12 protein-coding genes are annotated in these 16,537 nt (G+C 72.3%); all 12 read left to right on the top strand.

The annotated features are described in order from the left end of the window. The first annotated feature begins 179 nt into the window (after window positions 1–179). The 12 genes from ACZ6C1_RS07275 to ACZ6C1_RS07220 all read left to right on the top strand — a co-directional run bounded on the left by ACZ6C1_RS07275 (window position 180) and on the right by ACZ6C1_RS07220 (window position 16,533). Window positions 180–1,361, top strand: coding sequence for an ROK family transcriptional regulator (locus tag ACZ6C1_RS07275; protein ID WP_469238682.1), 1,182 nt, complete (start codon window positions 180–182; stop codon window positions 1,359–1,361). A gap of 276 nt (window positions 1,362–1,637) precedes the next feature. After that, the gene (locus ACZ6C1_RS07270; RefSeq protein WP_469238681.1) at window positions 1,638–3,164 is read left to right on the top strand and encodes a sugar ABC transporter ATP-binding protein; all 1,527 of its coding nucleotides are present in this window, start codon (window positions 1,638–1,640) and stop codon (window positions 3,162–3,164) included. Further along, complete coding sequence (locus tag ACZ6C1_RS07265; protein ID WP_469238680.1) at window positions 3,161–4,177, top strand: ABC transporter permease; 1,017 nt, start codon at window positions 3,161–3,163, stop codon at window positions 4,175–4,177. Before ACZ6C1_RS07270 ends, ACZ6C1_RS07265 begins: the two co-directional genes overlap by 4 nt. A 49-nt stretch (window positions 4,178–4,226) precedes the next feature. Continuing rightward, entirely contained in the window at window positions 4,227–5,264 is a 1,038-nt protein-coding gene (locus ACZ6C1_RS07260) for a substrate-binding domain-containing protein (protein ID WP_469238679.1), read from the top strand. Window positions 5,265–5,310: 46 nt separating this feature from the next. Next, on the top strand, window positions 5,311–6,498 hold the full coding sequence (locus ACZ6C1_RS07255) for a Gfo/Idh/MocA family protein (RefSeq protein WP_469238678.1): 1,188 nt from the start codon (window positions 5,311–5,313) through the stop codon (window positions 6,496–6,498). Between the two features lie 9 nt (window positions 6,499–6,507). After that, the gene (locus ACZ6C1_RS07250; RefSeq protein WP_469238676.1) at window positions 6,508–7,512 is read left to right on the top strand and encodes a sugar phosphate isomerase/epimerase family protein; all 1,005 of its coding nucleotides are present in this window, start codon (window positions 6,508–6,510) and stop codon (window positions 7,510–7,512) included. Window positions 7,513–7,852: 340 nt separating this feature from the next. Further along, window positions 7,853–11,545 (top strand): ThuA domain-containing protein, encoded by a 3,693-nt coding sequence (locus tag ACZ6C1_RS07245; RefSeq protein WP_469238674.1) that lies wholly within the window; start codon window positions 7,853–7,855, stop codon window positions 11,543–11,545. 90 nt (window positions 11,546–11,635) lie between these two features. Next, on the top strand, window positions 11,636–12,769 hold the full coding sequence (locus ACZ6C1_RS07240) for an inositol-3-phosphate synthase (protein ID WP_469238672.1): 1,134 nt from the start codon (window positions 11,636–11,638) through the stop codon (window positions 12,767–12,769). Next, the gene (locus ACZ6C1_RS07235) at window positions 12,766–14,184 is read left to right on the top strand and encodes a UbiA family prenyltransferase (RefSeq protein WP_469238670.1); all 1,419 of its coding nucleotides are present in this window, start codon (window positions 12,766–12,768) and stop codon (window positions 14,182–14,184) included. Before ACZ6C1_RS07240 ends, ACZ6C1_RS07235 begins: the two co-directional genes overlap by 4 nt. Then, on the top strand, window positions 14,181–15,068 hold the full coding sequence (locus tag ACZ6C1_RS07230) for a sugar phosphate isomerase/epimerase family protein (protein ID WP_469238669.1): 888 nt from the start codon (window positions 14,181–14,183) through the stop codon (window positions 15,066–15,068). The genes ACZ6C1_RS07235 and ACZ6C1_RS07230 overlap by 4 nt, the downstream gene beginning before the upstream one ends. Continuing rightward, window positions 15,065–15,685 carry an EboA domain-containing protein gene (locus ACZ6C1_RS07225; protein WP_469238667.1) on the top strand — a complete coding sequence of 207 codons (621 nt, stop codon included), beginning with the start codon at window positions 15,065–15,067 and terminating at the stop codon, window positions 15,683–15,685. The genes ACZ6C1_RS07230 and ACZ6C1_RS07225 overlap by 4 nt, the downstream gene beginning before the upstream one ends. Next, entirely contained in the window at window positions 15,685–16,533 is an 849-nt protein-coding gene (locus ACZ6C1_RS07220; RefSeq protein ID WP_469238665.1) for a TatD family hydrolase, read from the top strand. The genes ACZ6C1_RS07225 and ACZ6C1_RS07220 overlap by 1 nt, the downstream gene beginning before the upstream one ends. Window positions 16,534–16,537: the final 4 nt, after the last annotated feature.

Raw genomic sequence — 16,537 nt, 5'->3', positions numbered from 1 at the left:
TACCGCCCGTACCACCCAGGCCAGTTGGGACACCGTCACCGGCTTTGTCCTGGCTGTGGAGAAAGTTGGCACGGATTGCCGCGCAACTTCTTCCCCCCGCGGCAAAGCGCTGCTACGTTCCCCTCGAAAGCAGCACACCAAGGCCGGACACCGACGGCGGGGAGGGGCGCGTGAGACGTATGACGGCTCGACCCGCCAACGCGCACCAGGCCCGGTTGCTGCGGCTGCTGCGCGACGGCGGGCCCAACTCCCGGGCGCAGCTCGGCGATCAGGTCGACCTCTCCCGCTCCAAGCTGGCCGTCGAGGTGGACCGGCTCCTGGAGACCGGACTCGTGGTGGCCGACGGGCTCGCCGCCTCCCGGGGCGGGCGGCGGTCGCACAACATCCGGCTCGCTCCCGGCCTGCGCTTCCTCGGCGTCGACATCGGCGCCACCTCGATCGACGTGGCCGTCACCAACGCCGAACTGGAGGTGCTGGGCCACCTCAACCAACCCATGGACGTACGCGAGGGCCCCGTCGCCGTGTTCGAGCAGGTGCTCGCCATGGCGGCCAAGCTCAGGGCGTCCGGCCTCGCCGAGGGCTTCGACGGTGCCGGGATAGGCGTACCGGGTCCGGTTCGCTTCCCCGAGGGCGTACCGGTCGCACCGCCGATCATGCCCGGCTGGGACGGCTTCCCCGTCCGCGAGGCGCTCAGCCAGGAGCTCGGCTGCCCGGTCATGGTCGACAACGACGTGAACCTGATGGCGATGGGGGAGCAGCACGCGGGCGTCGCCCGCTCCGCGCGCGACTACCTCTGCGTCAAGATCGGTACCGGCATCGGCTGCGGCATCGTCGTCGGCGGCGAGGTCTACCGCGGTACGACCGGCAGCGCCGGCGACATCGGCCACATCCAGGTCGTTCCCGAGGGCCGCGCCTGCGCGTGCGGCAACCGGGGCTGCCTGGAGGCCCACTTCAGCGGCGCCGCGCTCGCCCGGGACGCCGAGGACGCGGCGCGCGCGGGCCAGTCCGACGAGCTCGCCCGGCGCCTGGACGCGGCCGGGAGGCTCACCGCCGTGGACGTCGCCGCCGGCGCGGCCGCCGGTGACGCCACCTCGCTCGCCCTGATCCGCGAGGGCGGCAACCACGTCGGCCAGGTCATCGCGGGCCTCGTCAGCTTCTTCAACCCCGGCCTGGTCGTGATCGGCGGCGGCGTGACCGGCCTCGGCCACAACCTGCTCGCGGCCGTCCGCACCCAGGTCTACCGCACGTCCCTGCCCCTGGCCACCGGCAACCTCCCCATCGTCCTGGGGGAGTTGGGCGCGACCGCCGGAGTCATCGGCGCCGCCCGGCTCATCAGCGACCACCTGTTCTCCCCGGCCTGACCCCCCGCCGGCCGGGACCAGCACCACCCCGCACACCCGCACACCACGCGCACCCGGCAACCCGCCGCGCCCGCCCACCGGCACTGCACCCGCACGGCACGCACCCGCTCGCCCCGCCCCGCACACCCACACGCACGGCACGCACCCGCCCGCCCCGCCCCGCACACCCACACGCACGGCACGCACCCGCCCGCCCGCCCCACCCACGCACATCCACACGCACCATGCACCGCACGGCACGCACCGCACGCACCGCGCCCGCCGAGGGGATTCGTCATGGCAACACCCGATCCACCGCTGCTCACCATGTCCGGCATCACCAAGTCGTTCCCCGGCGTCCGCGCCCTCGACGGCGTGGACCTGGAGGTCCGGTCCGGCGAAGTCCACTGCCTCCTCGGCCAGAACGGCGCCGGAAAGTCCACCCTCATCAAGGTCCTCGCTGGCGCCCACCAGCCCGACGACGGCACGATCACCTGGCGCGGGGCACAGGTCACGCTGAAGTCGCCCATCGCCGCCATGCGCCTCGGGATCGCCACCATCTACCAGGAACTGGACCTGGTGGAGGGCCTGTCCGTGGCCGAGAACGTCTTCCTCGGCCACGAACCCACCACCGCCGGCTTCGTCGTACGCGGCCGCAGTGCCCGGGCCGACACCGCCGCCCTGCTGCGCCGCCTCGGCCACCCGGAGATCGACCCGGCCCGGCCGGTCGGCGACCTGTCCGCCGCCCAGCAGCAGATCGTCTCCATGGCCCGCGCGCTCTCCCACGACGTACGCCTCATCGTGATGGACGAGCCGTCCGCCGCCCTCGACCCCGACGAGACCGCCAACCTGTTCCGGATCGTCGGCGACCTCACCGCCGACGGGGTGGCCGTCGTGTACATCTCCCACCGCCTGGAGGAGATCCGCCGCATCGGCGACCGTGTGACCGTACTGAAGGACGGACGGGCCGTGGCCGGGGGGCTGTCCGCCCAGGACACACCGACGCGCGACATCGTTGCCATGATGACCGGACGGAATGTCGAGTACGTCTTCCCCGAGCGCCCCGAGCGGCCGGTCACCGCCTCCAGGCCCCCCGTACTGAAGGCCGAAGGACTCGCGAGACAGGGAGAGTTCGCGCCGGTCGACCTGGAACTGCGGCCCGGCGAGATCGTCGGCCTCGCCGGGCTCGTCGGCTCCGGACGCTCCGAGATCCTGGAGACGATCTACGGCGCCCGCCGCCCCACCGCCGGACGCGTCCTCGTCGACGGCCGCCCCCTGCGCCCCGGCAGCGTCCGCGCCGCCGTCCGCGCCGGGCTCGGGCTCGCCCCCGAGGAACGCAAGGCGCAGGGCCTGCTGATGCTCGAATCCGTCACCCGCAACGTCTCCGTGTCGTCCCTGTCCCGCTTCTCCCGGGCCGGCTGGATCGACCGCACGGCCGAGCGCGCGGCTGCCCGCGACGCCACCCGCGAACTGTCGCTGCGCCCCGACAACCCCGACGCCCGCGTCCGCACCCTCTCCGGCGGGAACCAGCAGAAAGCCGTCCTCGCACGCTGGCTGCTGCGCGGCTGCCGAGTCCTCCTCCTCGACGAGCCGACCCGTGGCGTCGACGTCGGCGCCCGTGCCGAGCTGTACGCCGTGATCCGGCGGCTCGCCGACGACGGGCTCGCCGTGCTCCTCGTCTCCAGCGAGGTCCCCGAGGTGCTGGGCCTCGCCGACCGCGTGCTGGTGCTGCGGGAGGGCCATGTCGTGCACACGGCACCCGCCCAAGAACTCGACGAACACCGCGTACTCGACCTGGTGATGGAAGGGAGCCCGACGTCATGACGCAGCCCGCTCCGGTCACGACCGCCGAACCACCCGTCGGCAAGGCCGGTGGCCGTCCGCCCCTGGGGCTGCGGGCCGACGTCCGCAACCTCTCCCTGCTCGGTGTGCTCGCCGTACTGATCGCGGTCGGCGGCATCACCAAGCCCGACCAGTTCCTCGACACCTCCAACCTGCAACTGGTGCTCACCCAGGCGTCCGTCATCGGGGTCGTCACCGTCGGGATGACGTTCGTCATCACCAGCGGCGGCATCGACCTGTCGGTCGGCGCGATCGTCGCCCTGGCGTCCGTGTGGGCGACCACGGTCGCCACCCAGGAGTACGGCTTCGTGGGCATCTTGTTCACGGCCGTGGTGGTCGGACTGGGCTGCGGATTCGTGAACGGAGTGCTCATCGCGTACGGAGGGGTGGTCCCCTTCATCGCGACACTGGCCATGCTCGCCTCGGCGCGGGGCCTGGCCCTGCAGATCACCGACGGCAAGACCCAGATCGTCACCGTTCCGTCCGTCCTCGACCTCGGCGTGCCCGACTCCTACGTCCTCGGCATACCGCCGCTCGTCCTCGTCTTCGCCGCCGTCACCGTCATCGGCTGGCTGCTGCTGAACCGCACCACCTTCGGCCGGCGCACCGTCGCCGTCGGCGGCAACGCGGAGGCGGCCCGGCTCGCCGGGATCGACGTACGCCGCCAGCGCCTCTACCTCTACCTGCTGTCCGGACTGTGCTGCGGGATCGCGGCCTTCCTGCTGATCGTCCTGGCGGGTTCCGGCCAGAACACCAACGGCAACCTGTACGAACTCGACGCGATCGCCGCGGCGATCATCGGCGGCACACTGCTGAGCGGCGGTCGCGGCACCATCGTCGGATCGGTACTGGGCGTCCTGGTGTTCACCACGATCACCAACATCTTCGCCCTCAACAACCTCCAGAGCGATGTCCAGCAGATCGCCAAGGGCGCGATCATCGTCGCCGCAGTCCTGGTCCAGCGCCGCACGGCCCGCGGCTCCGGCGAGGCCTGAACACCTCCGCCATCCCGCAGAACCGCCCTACCGGAAGGGTTTCACCGCCATGCCACGAACCAGCCGCAGAGGGCTGCTGTCCCTCACCGCCGCCGCCTCCGCCGGCGCCCTGCTGACCGCCTGCACCAGCAACGAACCCAAGAACGCGGCCCCCGCCACCAACAACGTCCCCGCCGCCGACGACAAGCCCGGCACCCCCGTGACCATCGGCTTCGCCGGACCGCAGGCCGACCACGGCTGGCTCAACGCCATCAACGAGAACGCCAAGCGGCGGGCGGAGAAGTACTCCGAGGTGACCCTGGAGATCACCGAGGGATCCAACGACACCGCCGCCCAGATCGGCCAGATCCAAACCCTGATCAACAAGAAGGTCGACGTCCTGGTGGTCCTCCCGGCCGACGGCAAGGCCCTCACCCAGGTCGGGCTCCAGGCCATGAGGGCCGGCATCCCGGTGATCAACCTCGACCGGATCTTCGCCTCGCCGCAGGCGTACCGCTGCTGGATCGGCGGTGACAACTACGGCATGGGGCTCAACGCCGGCCGCTACATCGGCGAGCAGCTCAAGGACAAGCCGAACGCCAAGGTCGTCGAACTGGCGGGCATGGACAACCTGGAGCTGACCAAACAACGCACCCAGGGATTCGACGACGCCCTGAAGAACTACCCCAACATCAAGAAGGTGGCCCGCCAGGCCGCCGAATTCACCGTCGAGTCCGGCCAGGCCAAGATGGCCCAGCTTCTCCAGGCCCAGCAGCAGTTCGACGCCCTGTGGAACCACGACGACGACCAGGGCGTGGGCGCCCTGCGCGCCATCCAGCAGGCGGGACGGGACGACTTCCTGATGGTCGGCGGGGCGGGCGCCAAGTCGGCGATGGACGCCATCAAGGCCGGCAACGGCGTCCTCAAGGCCACCGTGCTCTACCCGCCGACCATGGCCGCCTCCGCCATCGACCTGGCCCGCGCGCTGGGCCAGAAGAAGGGCGTCAGCGGCATGTCGGAGCTGGAGATCCCGGCGTCGATCACCCTGTACTCGGCCGTGGTGAGCAAGGAGAACGTCGACGAGTACCTGCCGACGGGCTTCAGCTGACCGGCTCTGCCCGCCCCTACCGAGCAACCGACGAGGAGGAACCCGTATGGCGCAGGCGCAGCAGGGACGGACAATCGGGATCGGCATGGTCGGGTACGCGTTCATGGGCGCCGCCCACTCACAGGGCTGGCGCACCGTGGGCCGTGTCTTCGACCTGCCGCTGCGGCCGGTGCTCGCCGCCGTCTGCGGACGCGACGCCGCCGCCGTGCGGGCGGCCGCGGACAGACACGGCTGGGCGGACGCGGAGACCGACTGGCGTGACCTCGTCGCACGCGACGACGTGGACGTGGTGGACATCTGCACCCCGGGCGACAGCCACGCCGAGATCGCCATCGCCGCCCTGGAGGCCGGGAAGCACGTCCTGTGCGAGAAGCCCCTCGCGAACACGGTCGCCGAGGCGGAGGCCATGGCCGCGGCCGCCGAACGGGGCCGGGCGCGGGGGCAGGCCGCCATGGTCGGATTCAACTACCGGCGCGTGCCCGCCATGGCGTACGCGCGGGAGCTCGTCGCCGACGGGCGGCTGGGCGCGCTGCGCCACGTACGGGTGACGTACCTCCAGGACTGGCTCGTCGACCCGGACTTCCCGCTGACCTGGCGGCTGGAACGCAAGCACGCCGGATCCGGCGCGCTCGGCGACCTGGGCGCCCACATCGTGGACCTCGCGCAGTACCTGGCGGGGGAGCCGCTCGTGGGGGTGTCGGCGCTCACCGAGACCTTCGTGCGCGAGCGGCCGCTGCTTGCCGGGGCGTCGGCCGGGCTCTCGGCGTCGGGGGGCGCCGAGCGCGGAACGGTGACGGTGGACGACGCGGCGGTGTTCACGGGGCGGCTGACGTCGGGGACACTCGTGTCCTTCGAGGCGACGCGGATGGCGGCGGGCCGCAAGAACGCGCTGCGGCTGGAGCTCAACGGGCAGCGCGGCTCACTCGCCTTCGACCTGGAACGGCTGAACGAGCTCTCGTTCTACGACGGGAGTGACCCGGCCGAATCGGCCGGCTTCCGGCGGATCCTCGTCACCGAGCCCGACCACCCGTACCTGGAGGCGTGGTGGCCGCCCGGCCACGCCCTCGGCTACGAGCACACCTTCGCCCACCAGGCGCGTGACCTGGTCCACGCCATCGCCTCGGGCGCCGAGCCGGCGCCGTCCTTCGCGGACGGGCTGCAGGTGCAGCGCGTACTGGCGGCCGTGGAGGAGAGCGCCGAGAAGAACGCCGTCTACACCCCCGTGTCGCTGTAGGAGGTCCGCGTGCCACGTCCCTTCACCCTCTTCACCGGCCAGTGGGCCGATCTGCCGCTGGAGGAGGTCTGCCGCCTCGCCCGCGACTTCGGTTACGACGGCCTCGAACTCGCCTGCTGGGGCGACCACTTCGAGGTCGACAAGGCGCTGGCCGACCCCTCGTACCTGGACGGGAGGCGGGCGCTGCTCGACAAGTACGGCCTGAAGTGCTGGGCGATCTCCAACCACCTGGTCGGCCAGGCGGTCTGCGACCATCCCATCGACGAGCGGCACCAGGCCATCGTGCCGGCGCGGATCTGGGGCGACGGCGACCATGAGGGCGTACGGCGGCGGGCCGCGAGGGAGCTCGCCGACACGGCGCGGGCGGCCGCCGCCTTCGGCGTACGCACGGTCATCGGGTTCACCGGGTCGTCCATCTGGCACCTGGTGGCGATGTTCCCGCCGGTGCCAGAGCGCATGATCGAGCGCGGATACGAGGACTTCGCCGAGCGCTGGAACCCGATCCTGGACGTGTTCGACGCGGAAGGCGTGCGGTTCGCCCACGAGGTCCACCCCAGTGAGATCGCCTACGACTACTGGACCACACAGCGGGCCCTGGAGGCGGTGGACCGGCGCCCGGCCTTCGGGCTGAACTTCGACCCGAGTCACTTCGTGTGGCAGGACCTGGACCCGGTGGGCTTCCTGTACGACTTCCGGGACCGGATCTACCACGTCGACTGCAAGGAGGCGCGGCGCCGGCTCGACGGGCGCAACGGCCGGCTCGGCTCGCACCTGCCGTGGGGCGATCCGCGGCGCGGCTGGGACTTCGTGTCGGCCGGGCACGGTGACGTGCCGTGGGAGGACGTCTTCCGAATGCTGCGCTCGATCGGGTACGACGGGCCGGTGTCCGTGGAGTGGGAGGACGCGGGCATGGACCGGCTGACCGGCGCACCGGAAGCGCTTGCCACGCTGAAGCGGTACGACTTCGAGCCGCCCACGGCCTCCTTCGACGCGGCGTTCGGCGGCTCGGAGTAGGAGAGAACGGCAGGTCAACGGCCCGGTGGCGGTTTCCGCCACCGGGCGCGCCGGGCTGCCCGGCCAAGGCTTTGTCCAGCGCGGGGAAAAAGTACAACTCCTCTTCCGCACAAGGGCTTTCGGTGCCGGACCAACCCGGCTAACGTCCCTCCCGTGTACGGCCCTGTGAGGTGTACAGGACATCGCAGCAGGCTTGGACCCACTCCCGACCCACGACCAGCGTGACGGCGCACGCCGGTCCCCGGACATCCCGGTGCGGCTTCAGCAGGGACACCACTTCCCGCCGGGCCGCCCCATCGAGGCAACAGCCCGCACCCCGGCCTTTCTCCGGAGGACACTCGTGCACAGAAAACGGCTCGGAGCACGCAACGCGCTCGCCCTCCTCACCGGCGGCGTCCTCGCCATGACGTCGTTCGCCCTCGGAGCCCCACCGGGCACGGCGGCCGAGGCGCCCGTACCCGCGGCGGCCGATGAGCAGTTCCAGCAGGTCACCCTCGCCAAGGGCGGCGAGGAGGTCGGCGAACCGATGTCGCTCGCCGTGATGCCCGACCGCAGCGTGCTGCACACCTCACGGAACGGTGAACTACGGCGTACCGACGCCGCGGGCAACACCAAGGTCATCGGCACCGTCCCGGTCTACTCCCACGACGAGGAGGGCCTCCAGGGCGTCGCCCTCGACCCCGGCTTCGCACAGAACCGCGCCCTCTTCCTGTACTACGCGCCCCCGCTCGACACCCCGGCCGGCGACGCCCCCAACGACGGCACGGCCGCGGACTTCGCCCGGTACGACGGCGTCAACCGGCTCTCCCGCTTCACGCTCAAGCCGGACGGGACCCTCGACAACACCAGCGAGAAGAAGGTCATCGACATCCCCGCGACGCGCGGCATCTGCTGCCACGTCGGCGGTGACATCGACTTCGACGCACAGGGCAACCTGTACCTGTCGACGGGCGACGACTCCAACCCCTTCGCCTCCGACGGCTTCACCCCGATCGACGACAGGCCGACGCGCAACCCCGCCTACGACGCCCGCCGGACCTCCGGCAACACCAACGACCTGCGCGGCAAGATCCTCCGCATCAAGGTCGCCGACGACGGCTCCTACACGGTCCCCGCCGGCAACCTCTTCGCCCCCGGCACGGCCAAGACACGGCCCGAGATCTACGCGATGGGGTTCCGCAACCCGTTCCGCTTCAGCGTCGACAAGAAGACCGGCGTGCTCTACGTCGGCGACTACGGGCCCGACGCGGGCGCCGCCGACCCCCAGCGCGGCCCGGCCGGACAGGTCGAATTCGCCCGCGTGACCGAGCCGGGCAACTTCGGCTGGCCCTTCTGCACCGGCGACAACGACCCTTACGTCGACTACGACTTCGCCACCAAGACCTCCGGCGCCTCCTTCGACTGCGCCGCGCCCAGGAACGACTCCCCCCACAACACCGGCCTCACCGAACTCCCGCCGGCCGAGCCCGCGTGGATCCCGTACGACGGCGGATCCGTGCCCGAGTTCGGCTCGGGATCGGAGTCGCCGATGGGCGGGCCGGCGTACCGGTACGACGCCTCGAACCCCTCCCCGGTGAAGTTCCCGGAGGCGTACGACGGCGACTTCTTCGCCGGCGAGTTCGGGCGCCGCTGGATCAAACGCATCGAACACGGTCCGGACGGGGCGGTGCGGGCCGTCAACCCGGTGCCGTGGACCGGCACACAGGTGATGGACATGGCGTTCGGCCCGGACGGGGCGCTGTACGTCCTCGACTACGGCACCGCCTGGTTCGGCGGCGACGAGAACTCCGGCCTCTACCGGATCGAGAACGCCACCGGAGGCCGCTCACCGGTCGCCGAGGCGTCGGCGAACAGGACGTCCGGCACGGCCCCGCTGCGGGTCGCCTTCTCGTCGGCGGGCACCACGGACGCCGACGGTGACACCCTGACCTACAGCTGGGACTTCGGTGACGGCACGGGGACGTCGACGGCCGCGAACCCGACGCACACCTACCGCAAGAACGGCACCTACACCGCGACCGTCACCGCACGCGACACCTCGGGCCGCACCGGATCCGCCGGCGTGCACGTGGTCGTCGGCAACACCGCGCCCAAGGTGACGCTCGACCTGCCGAAGGACGGCGCCCTGTTCAGCTTCGGCGACGAGATCCCGTTCAAGGTGACCGTCACCGACCCGGAGGACGGCACCATCGACTGCGCCAAGGTCAAGGTCACCTACATCCTCGGCCATGACAGCCACGGCCACCCGGTGACCTCGGCGAACGGCTGCTCGGGCACCATCAAGACGTCGGCGGACGGCGGCCACGATCCGAACGCCAACATCTTCGGGGTCTTCGACGCCGAGTACACCGACGGCGGAGGCGGTGGACAGGCCGCGCTGACCAGCCACGACCAGGCCCAGCTCCAGCCCCGGCACCGGCAGGCCGAACACTTCTCGGCACAGACCGGGACCCGTACGTACGACAAGGCCACCGCGCATGGCGGCAAGACCGTCGGTGACATCGACAACGGCGACTGGATCTCCTTCACGCCCTACCACCTGACCGGGTCCACCAAGCTGACCGCCCGGATCTCGTCGGGCGGCGTGGGCGGCTTCCTGGAGGTCCGCACCGGCTCCGCGACCGGCCCGCTGCTGGGCTCCGCCCCGGTGCCCGTGACCGGCGGGTGGGAAACCTTCCAGGACGTGGACGTCCCGCTGCGGGCCGTACCCAAGCGGACCACACAGCTCTTCCTGGTCTTCAAGGGCGGCACGGGCGCCCTGTACGACCTCGACGACTTCGAGCTGTCGAACACGCCCGTCGACCGGACCGCGAAGCGGGTCCTGGTCTTCTCCAGGACCGCCGGCTTCCGGCACGACTCCATTCCGGCCGGCATCGCCGCCCTGAAGGAACTGGGGGCGTCGAGCAACATCACGGTCGACGCGACCGAGACCGCGGCCCAGTTCACCACCAACAACCTCGCCCGGTACGACGCGGTGGTGTTCCTGTCGACCACCGGTGACGTGCTCGACGCCGAGCAGCAGAAGGCGTTCGAGAACTACGTCGCCACGGGCGGCGGCTACGTCGGTGTCCACGCGGCCGCCGACACCGAGTACGACTGGGAGTTCTACGGCGGCCTCGTCGGTGCCCACTTCGCCTCCCACCCGCACATCCAGCCCGCCACCGTGCGCGTCGAGGACCACCAGCACCCGGCCACCGCCCACCTCGGCCCGTCCTGGGAACGCACCGACGAGTGGTACAACTACCGCACCAACCCGCGCGGCCAGGCCCGCGTCCTCGCCACCCTCGACGAAACCACCTATCAGGGCGGCACCATGAAGGGCGACCACCCGATCGCCTGGTGCCAGGCGTACCAGGGCGGGCGCGCGTTCTACACCGGAGGCGGTCACACCGCCGCGTCCTACGCCGAGCCGGCCTTCCGGCAGCACCTGCTGGGCGGCCTCCGCTATGCCACCGGACAGGTCCGCGCCGACTGCGAGCCCCGGACGGGCTACCGCTCCCTCTTCAACGGCCACACCCTGGAGGGCTGGAAGCAGGCCGGACCGGGGAAGTTCACCGTCGTGGACGGTGAGCTGCGCACCGAGGGCGGCATGGGGATGCTCTGGTACCAGGCCAAGGAGCTCTCGTCGTACTCGCTGAAGCTGGACTGGAAGATGGCGGGCGACGACAACTCCGGGGTCTTCGTCGGGTTCCCGGCGTCCGACGACCCCTGGTCGGCCGTGAACAAGGGCTACGAGATCCAGATCGACGCCACCGACGCCGCCGATCGCACCACCGGGGCCGTCTACGGCTTCAAGTCGGCGAACGTCAAAGCCCGTGACCAGGTCCTGCGGCCCCCCGGCCAGTGGAACAGTTACGAGATCAAGGTCCAGGGGGAGCGGCTCCAGGTCTTCCTCAACGGAGTGAAGATCAACGACTTCACCAACACCGACCCGGTCCGCAGCCTGAAGGACGGCCACATCGGCATCCAGAACCACGGTGCCGACGACCAGGTGTCCTTCCGTGACATCCAGCTCAAGGAGCTGCCCTCGTAGGGCCGCTCCCGCCACAAGCCGGCGGCGGGCGGGGAGGCGCCGTACCCCTCGCCCGCCGTCTCCAACGCACCACACCCAGGGAGGCTGGCCATGTTCGACGAACGTCGTGTCGGAGACGTCGGAGCCGTCGGAGTCTGGTTCGTCGGGGCGCGCGGCTCCGTCGCCACGACCGCCATGACGGGGTGCGCGGCCGTAGCCGCCGGGCTGCACCCGCCGACGGGCATGGTCACCGAAACCCCGCCGTTCGCCGGATCCGGTCTCCCCGCCCTCTCCTCACTCGTCTTCGGCGGTCACGACACGGTGGCGTGCCCGCTGCCCAAACGCGCGGAGGAGCTCACCTCGGCGGGCGTCCTCCCGCACGGCCTGGCCACGGCCGTCCACGGTGAACTCGCCGCGGCCGACGCCGAGATCCGCCCCGGAGGGCCCCTGGCCGGGGACACGCGAAGCGACGACGAGCTCATCACGTCCTTCACCTCCGACATCACCGACTTCACACGCCGCCACGGTCTCGCCCGTACCGTCGTGATCAACGTCGCCTCCACGGAACCCGCGCCCGGCCCGGACGACCCCCGTTCGGCACCCAGCTCCTTCTACGCGGCCGCCGCGCTGCGAGCCGGCTGCCCGTACGTCAACTTCACCCCCTCCACCGGGCTGCGCACCCCGGCCCTCGCCGACGCCGTCGCCACCTCCGGCCTCCCGCACGCGGGCCGCGACGGCAAGACGGGCCAGACACTGCTCCGCTCCGTACTCGCCCCGATGTTCGTGCAACGCGCCCTGGCCGTACGCGCATGGTCCGGCACCAATCTCCTGGGCGGCGGAGACGGGGCGGCGCTGGCCGACCCCGCCGCGGCCGCCGCGAAGAACGCCGGCAAGGAACGCGTCCTCGCCGACACCCTGGGCACGGTGCCGCAAGGCGACGTCCACATCGACGACGTCCCGGCCCTCGGAGACTGGAAGACCGCCTGGGACCACATCGCCTTCGACGGCTTCCTCGGCTCCCGGATGGTTCTCCAGACCATCTGGCAGGGCTGCGACTCTGCCCTCGCCGCCCCCCTGGTCCTGGACCTGGCCCGTCTCGTCGCCCGCGCCCACGAGGCCGGCCTCTCGGGGGCCCTTCCCGAGCTCGGCTTCTACTTCAAGGACCCCGACGGCGGACCGGCGGCCCTCTCCGAGCAGTACGCCGCGCTCCTCTCCTTCGCGGCCCGGCTCCGGGACGCCCGATGACGCGCCGGGGCGGCACGGCGGACCCGTCGGGCGCGGACCTGTCGGGCGGGGACCCCTCGGGTGGGGACCCGTCGGACGCCGATGGGGCCGGGCGGCCGGTCGGCGGGCGCCCGCGTCGGGCCCGCCTCCGGGCCTGGGCGGAACTCCTGCGCGTCTCCGCCCTGTTCTCCGTGCCGGGTGACGCCCTCGCGGGCGCCGCGGCCGTGGGCGCGCGCCCCAACCGGCGCACGGTACTGGCCATCGGCTCCTCCCTCTGCCTGTACGAAGCGGGCATGGCGCTCAACGACTGGGCCGACCGCCACGAGGACGCCGTCGACCGCCCGCACCGCCCCATCCCCTCGGGCCGCGTCACGCCGCCCGCCGCCCTGGCCGCCTCGATGCTCCTCACGGCCACGGGCCTCGCACTCGCCGCCCGTGCGGGCCGCACGCCGCTGACGGTGGCGACCGCCCTGGCGACGACGGTCTGGGCGTACGACCTCCGCCTGAAGCACACCCGCGCGGCCCCCGCCGCCATGGCCACGGCACGCGCCCTGGACCTCCTCCTCGGCGCCACTGCCACTGCCACTGCCACTGCCACAGCCGTCGGCCCGGCCCCGGCCGGAAGAGCGCGCCGAGGGCGCACCACCCCGTCCACCGACCACCCCCGCCATGCCTCCCCGGCCACCTCGCGCCTCCCGCGGCCAACACCCGCCACGCCCCCGGTGTCCCTGCCGAGCACCGCCCCGTCGACGCCCCCGGCCGGCACCGCGCCCCGCGCGACACGCAGCCCGGTGCGGCCCAAGCCCCCCGCCCCCCACCCGTCGGCAGCCCTGGCGTCCGCCGCGCCCCGTCCGTCAGGCCCCCGCAACGCCCGGTCGGCGCCCGCCCGCCGCTTGTCGGCGGCCCGCGACGCCCGGTCGGCGCCCGCCGTCCGCCCGTCGGCGGCCCTGGCGTCCGCCGCGCTGCTCGGGGCGCACACCTACGCGGTGACCGCCGTCTCCCGGCATGAGGCGCGCGGTGGTTCGACGGCGACTCCGCTGGCCGCCCTCGTGGCCACCGCCGCCCTGAGCGCCCTCGCGGCACGCGCCCACAAGGCGCCCCACACCGGCCGCGCGGGGTCGCGGGCCACGGACCCGACACCGGCGTCCACCAGGTCCCGGGGCCCGGGCGCGGTGGCGAGTGGGGGAGAGGCGCGGAGCGTCACCACGGCCGCCCTCGCCGCCACCTACCTCCGCACCGCCGCCGTACCCCTCCTCCACGCGGCGCTCAACCCCTCACCGCCCCTCACCCAGCGCGCAGTCGGCGGTGGCATCCGCGCCATGATCCCCCTCCAGGCCACGCTCGCCGCGCGGAGCGGGGCCGTCGGCGCCGGGCTCTCCCTCATGGGTCTCGTGCCGCTCGCCCGCGCACTTGCCCGGAAGGTGAGCCCCACATGACCGCTCCCACCACCCTCCGTTTCGGCTACGGCACCAACGGCCTCACCGACCTCCGGCTCGACGACGTCCTCGTCCTCCTCGCCGACCTCGGCTACGACGGCGTCGGCCTGACCCTCGACCATATGCACCTCGACCCCCTCGCCCCCGACCTCGCCGCCCGCACCGCGAGGGTGGCCCGCCGACTGGGCGACCTGGGCCTGGGCGTCACCGTCGAGACCGGCGCCCGCTATGTGCTCGACCTCCGCCGCAAACACGGCCCCTCCCTCCTCGACCCCGACCCCGACGGCCGAGCCGCCCGCAGCCGCCTCCTCGTCCGTGCCGTCCAGGTCGCCGCGGACCTCGGCGCGCACGCCGTGCACTGCTTCAGCGGCATCGCCCCCGACGACATCCCGCCCACCGACACCACCACCGCCTGGACGCGGCTCGAAGAGTCCCTCACCCCCGTCCTGGACGCTGCGGCCACCAGCGGCATCCCGCTCGCCGTCGAACCGGAACCCGGTCACCTCCTCGCCACCCTCGCCGACTTCCACCACCTCCGCCGCACCCTCGGGGACCCCGGGACCGACCTCCTCGGCCTCACCCTCGACATCGGCCACTGCCAGTGCCTGGAGCCCGTGCCCCCGGCCGACTGCGTACGCGACGCCGCACCCTGGCTGCGGCACGTCCAGATCGAGGACATGCGACGCGGCGTCCACGAACACCTCCCGTTCGGCGACGGAGAGATCGACTTCCCGCCCGTCCTCGACGCCCTCGCCGCCACCGGCTATCAGGGCCTCACGGTCGTCGAACTGCCCCGCCACTCCCACGCGGGCCCCGAACTCGCCCGCAAGTCCATCGAATTCCTCCACGATTCGACCGGCACGAAGGGTGCACCGGCGCCATGACCACGACCCGCAAGGAACTGGACGACCGGCTCGGCGACGCCGCCCGCGCCTGGCTGGACGAAGCCCTCGCCGAGGCCGCGCAGGCCGCCGCCGCACCGCCCGAGCCGACGAGCCCCTACGTGTCGGCCTCCTGGGAACTGCGGTTCGCCTCCGCCGGCCGCCACTGCGCACCCGAACACGCCGACTCGGTACGCACCCTCCTCCTCCACGCGGCCCGCGCCGGCACCGACACCCTCACCCGCCTCTACCGGCACGGCACCGCCGCCGAGCGCCGCGCCGTCCTGCTCGCCCTCCCCTCGCTCGTCCCGGGCCCGGAGGCCCTGCCCCTCGTCGAGGACGCCCTGCGCACCAACGACACCCGGCTGGTCGCAGCCGCCGTCGGCCCCTACGCCGCCGCCCACCTCGACCCTCACTCCTGGCGTCACGCCGTCCTCAAGTGCCTGTTCACGGGCGTCCCCGTCGACGCCGTCGCCGAGCTGCCCCGGCGGGCCCACGGTGACACCGAACTGGCCCGGATGCTCGCCGACCACGCCGCCGAACGCACCGCCGCCGGCCGCGCCGTCCCCGCCGATGTCCACCGCGTCCTCGCCCTGACCGTCCCTCCGGAGGAGTCCTGATGCGCATCTTCGACCCGCACATCCACATGACCTCCCGCACCACGGACGACTACCGGGCGATGTACGACGCCGGGGTCCGCGCCCTCGTCGAACCCTCCTTCTGGCTCGGTCAGCCCCGCACCTCGCCCGCCAGCTTCTACGACTACTTCGACGCGCTGCTCGGCTGGGAACCCTTCCGCGCCGCCCAGTACGGCATCGCCCACCACTGCACCCTGGCGCTCAACCCCAAGGAGGCCAACGACCCCCGCTGCACCCCCGTCCTCGACGCTCTGCCCCGCTATCTCGTCAAGGACTCCGTCGTCGCCGTCGGCGAGATCGGCTACGACTCCATGACCCCCGCCGAGGACACCGCCCTCGCCGCCCAGCTCCAGCTCGCCGCCGACCACGGCCTCCCCGCACTCGTCCACACCCCGCACCGGGACAAGCTCGCCGGACTGCGCCGCACCATCGACGTCATCCGCGAATCCCACCTCCCCCCGGAGCGGGTCCTGCTCGACCACCTCAATGAGACGACCGTGAAGGAAGCCACGGACAGCGGCGCCTGGCTCGGCTTCTCCATCTACCCCGACACCAAGATGGACGAAGACCGCATGGTCGCCATCCTGAAGACCTACGGCATCGAGCGCGTCCTGGTGAACTCCGCCGCCGACTGGGGCAAGAGCGACCCCCTCAAGACCCGCAAGGTCGGCGACGCCATGCTCGCCGCCGGGTTCACCGACGACGACGTCGACCGGGTCCTGTGGCGCAACCCCGTCGCCTTCTACGGCCTCAGCGGACGCCTTCACCTCGACCTCCCCTCCCCGGACCCCCTCCACGAGGGCAACTCCGTCCTCCGCGGCGGGGAATGAGAGG

The organism is Streptomyces sp. NPDC041796, assembly GCF_055590785.1.
Note: the sequence above shows the minus strand (reverse complement) of the source record. Positions and strands in the feature narration are given on the sequence as shown.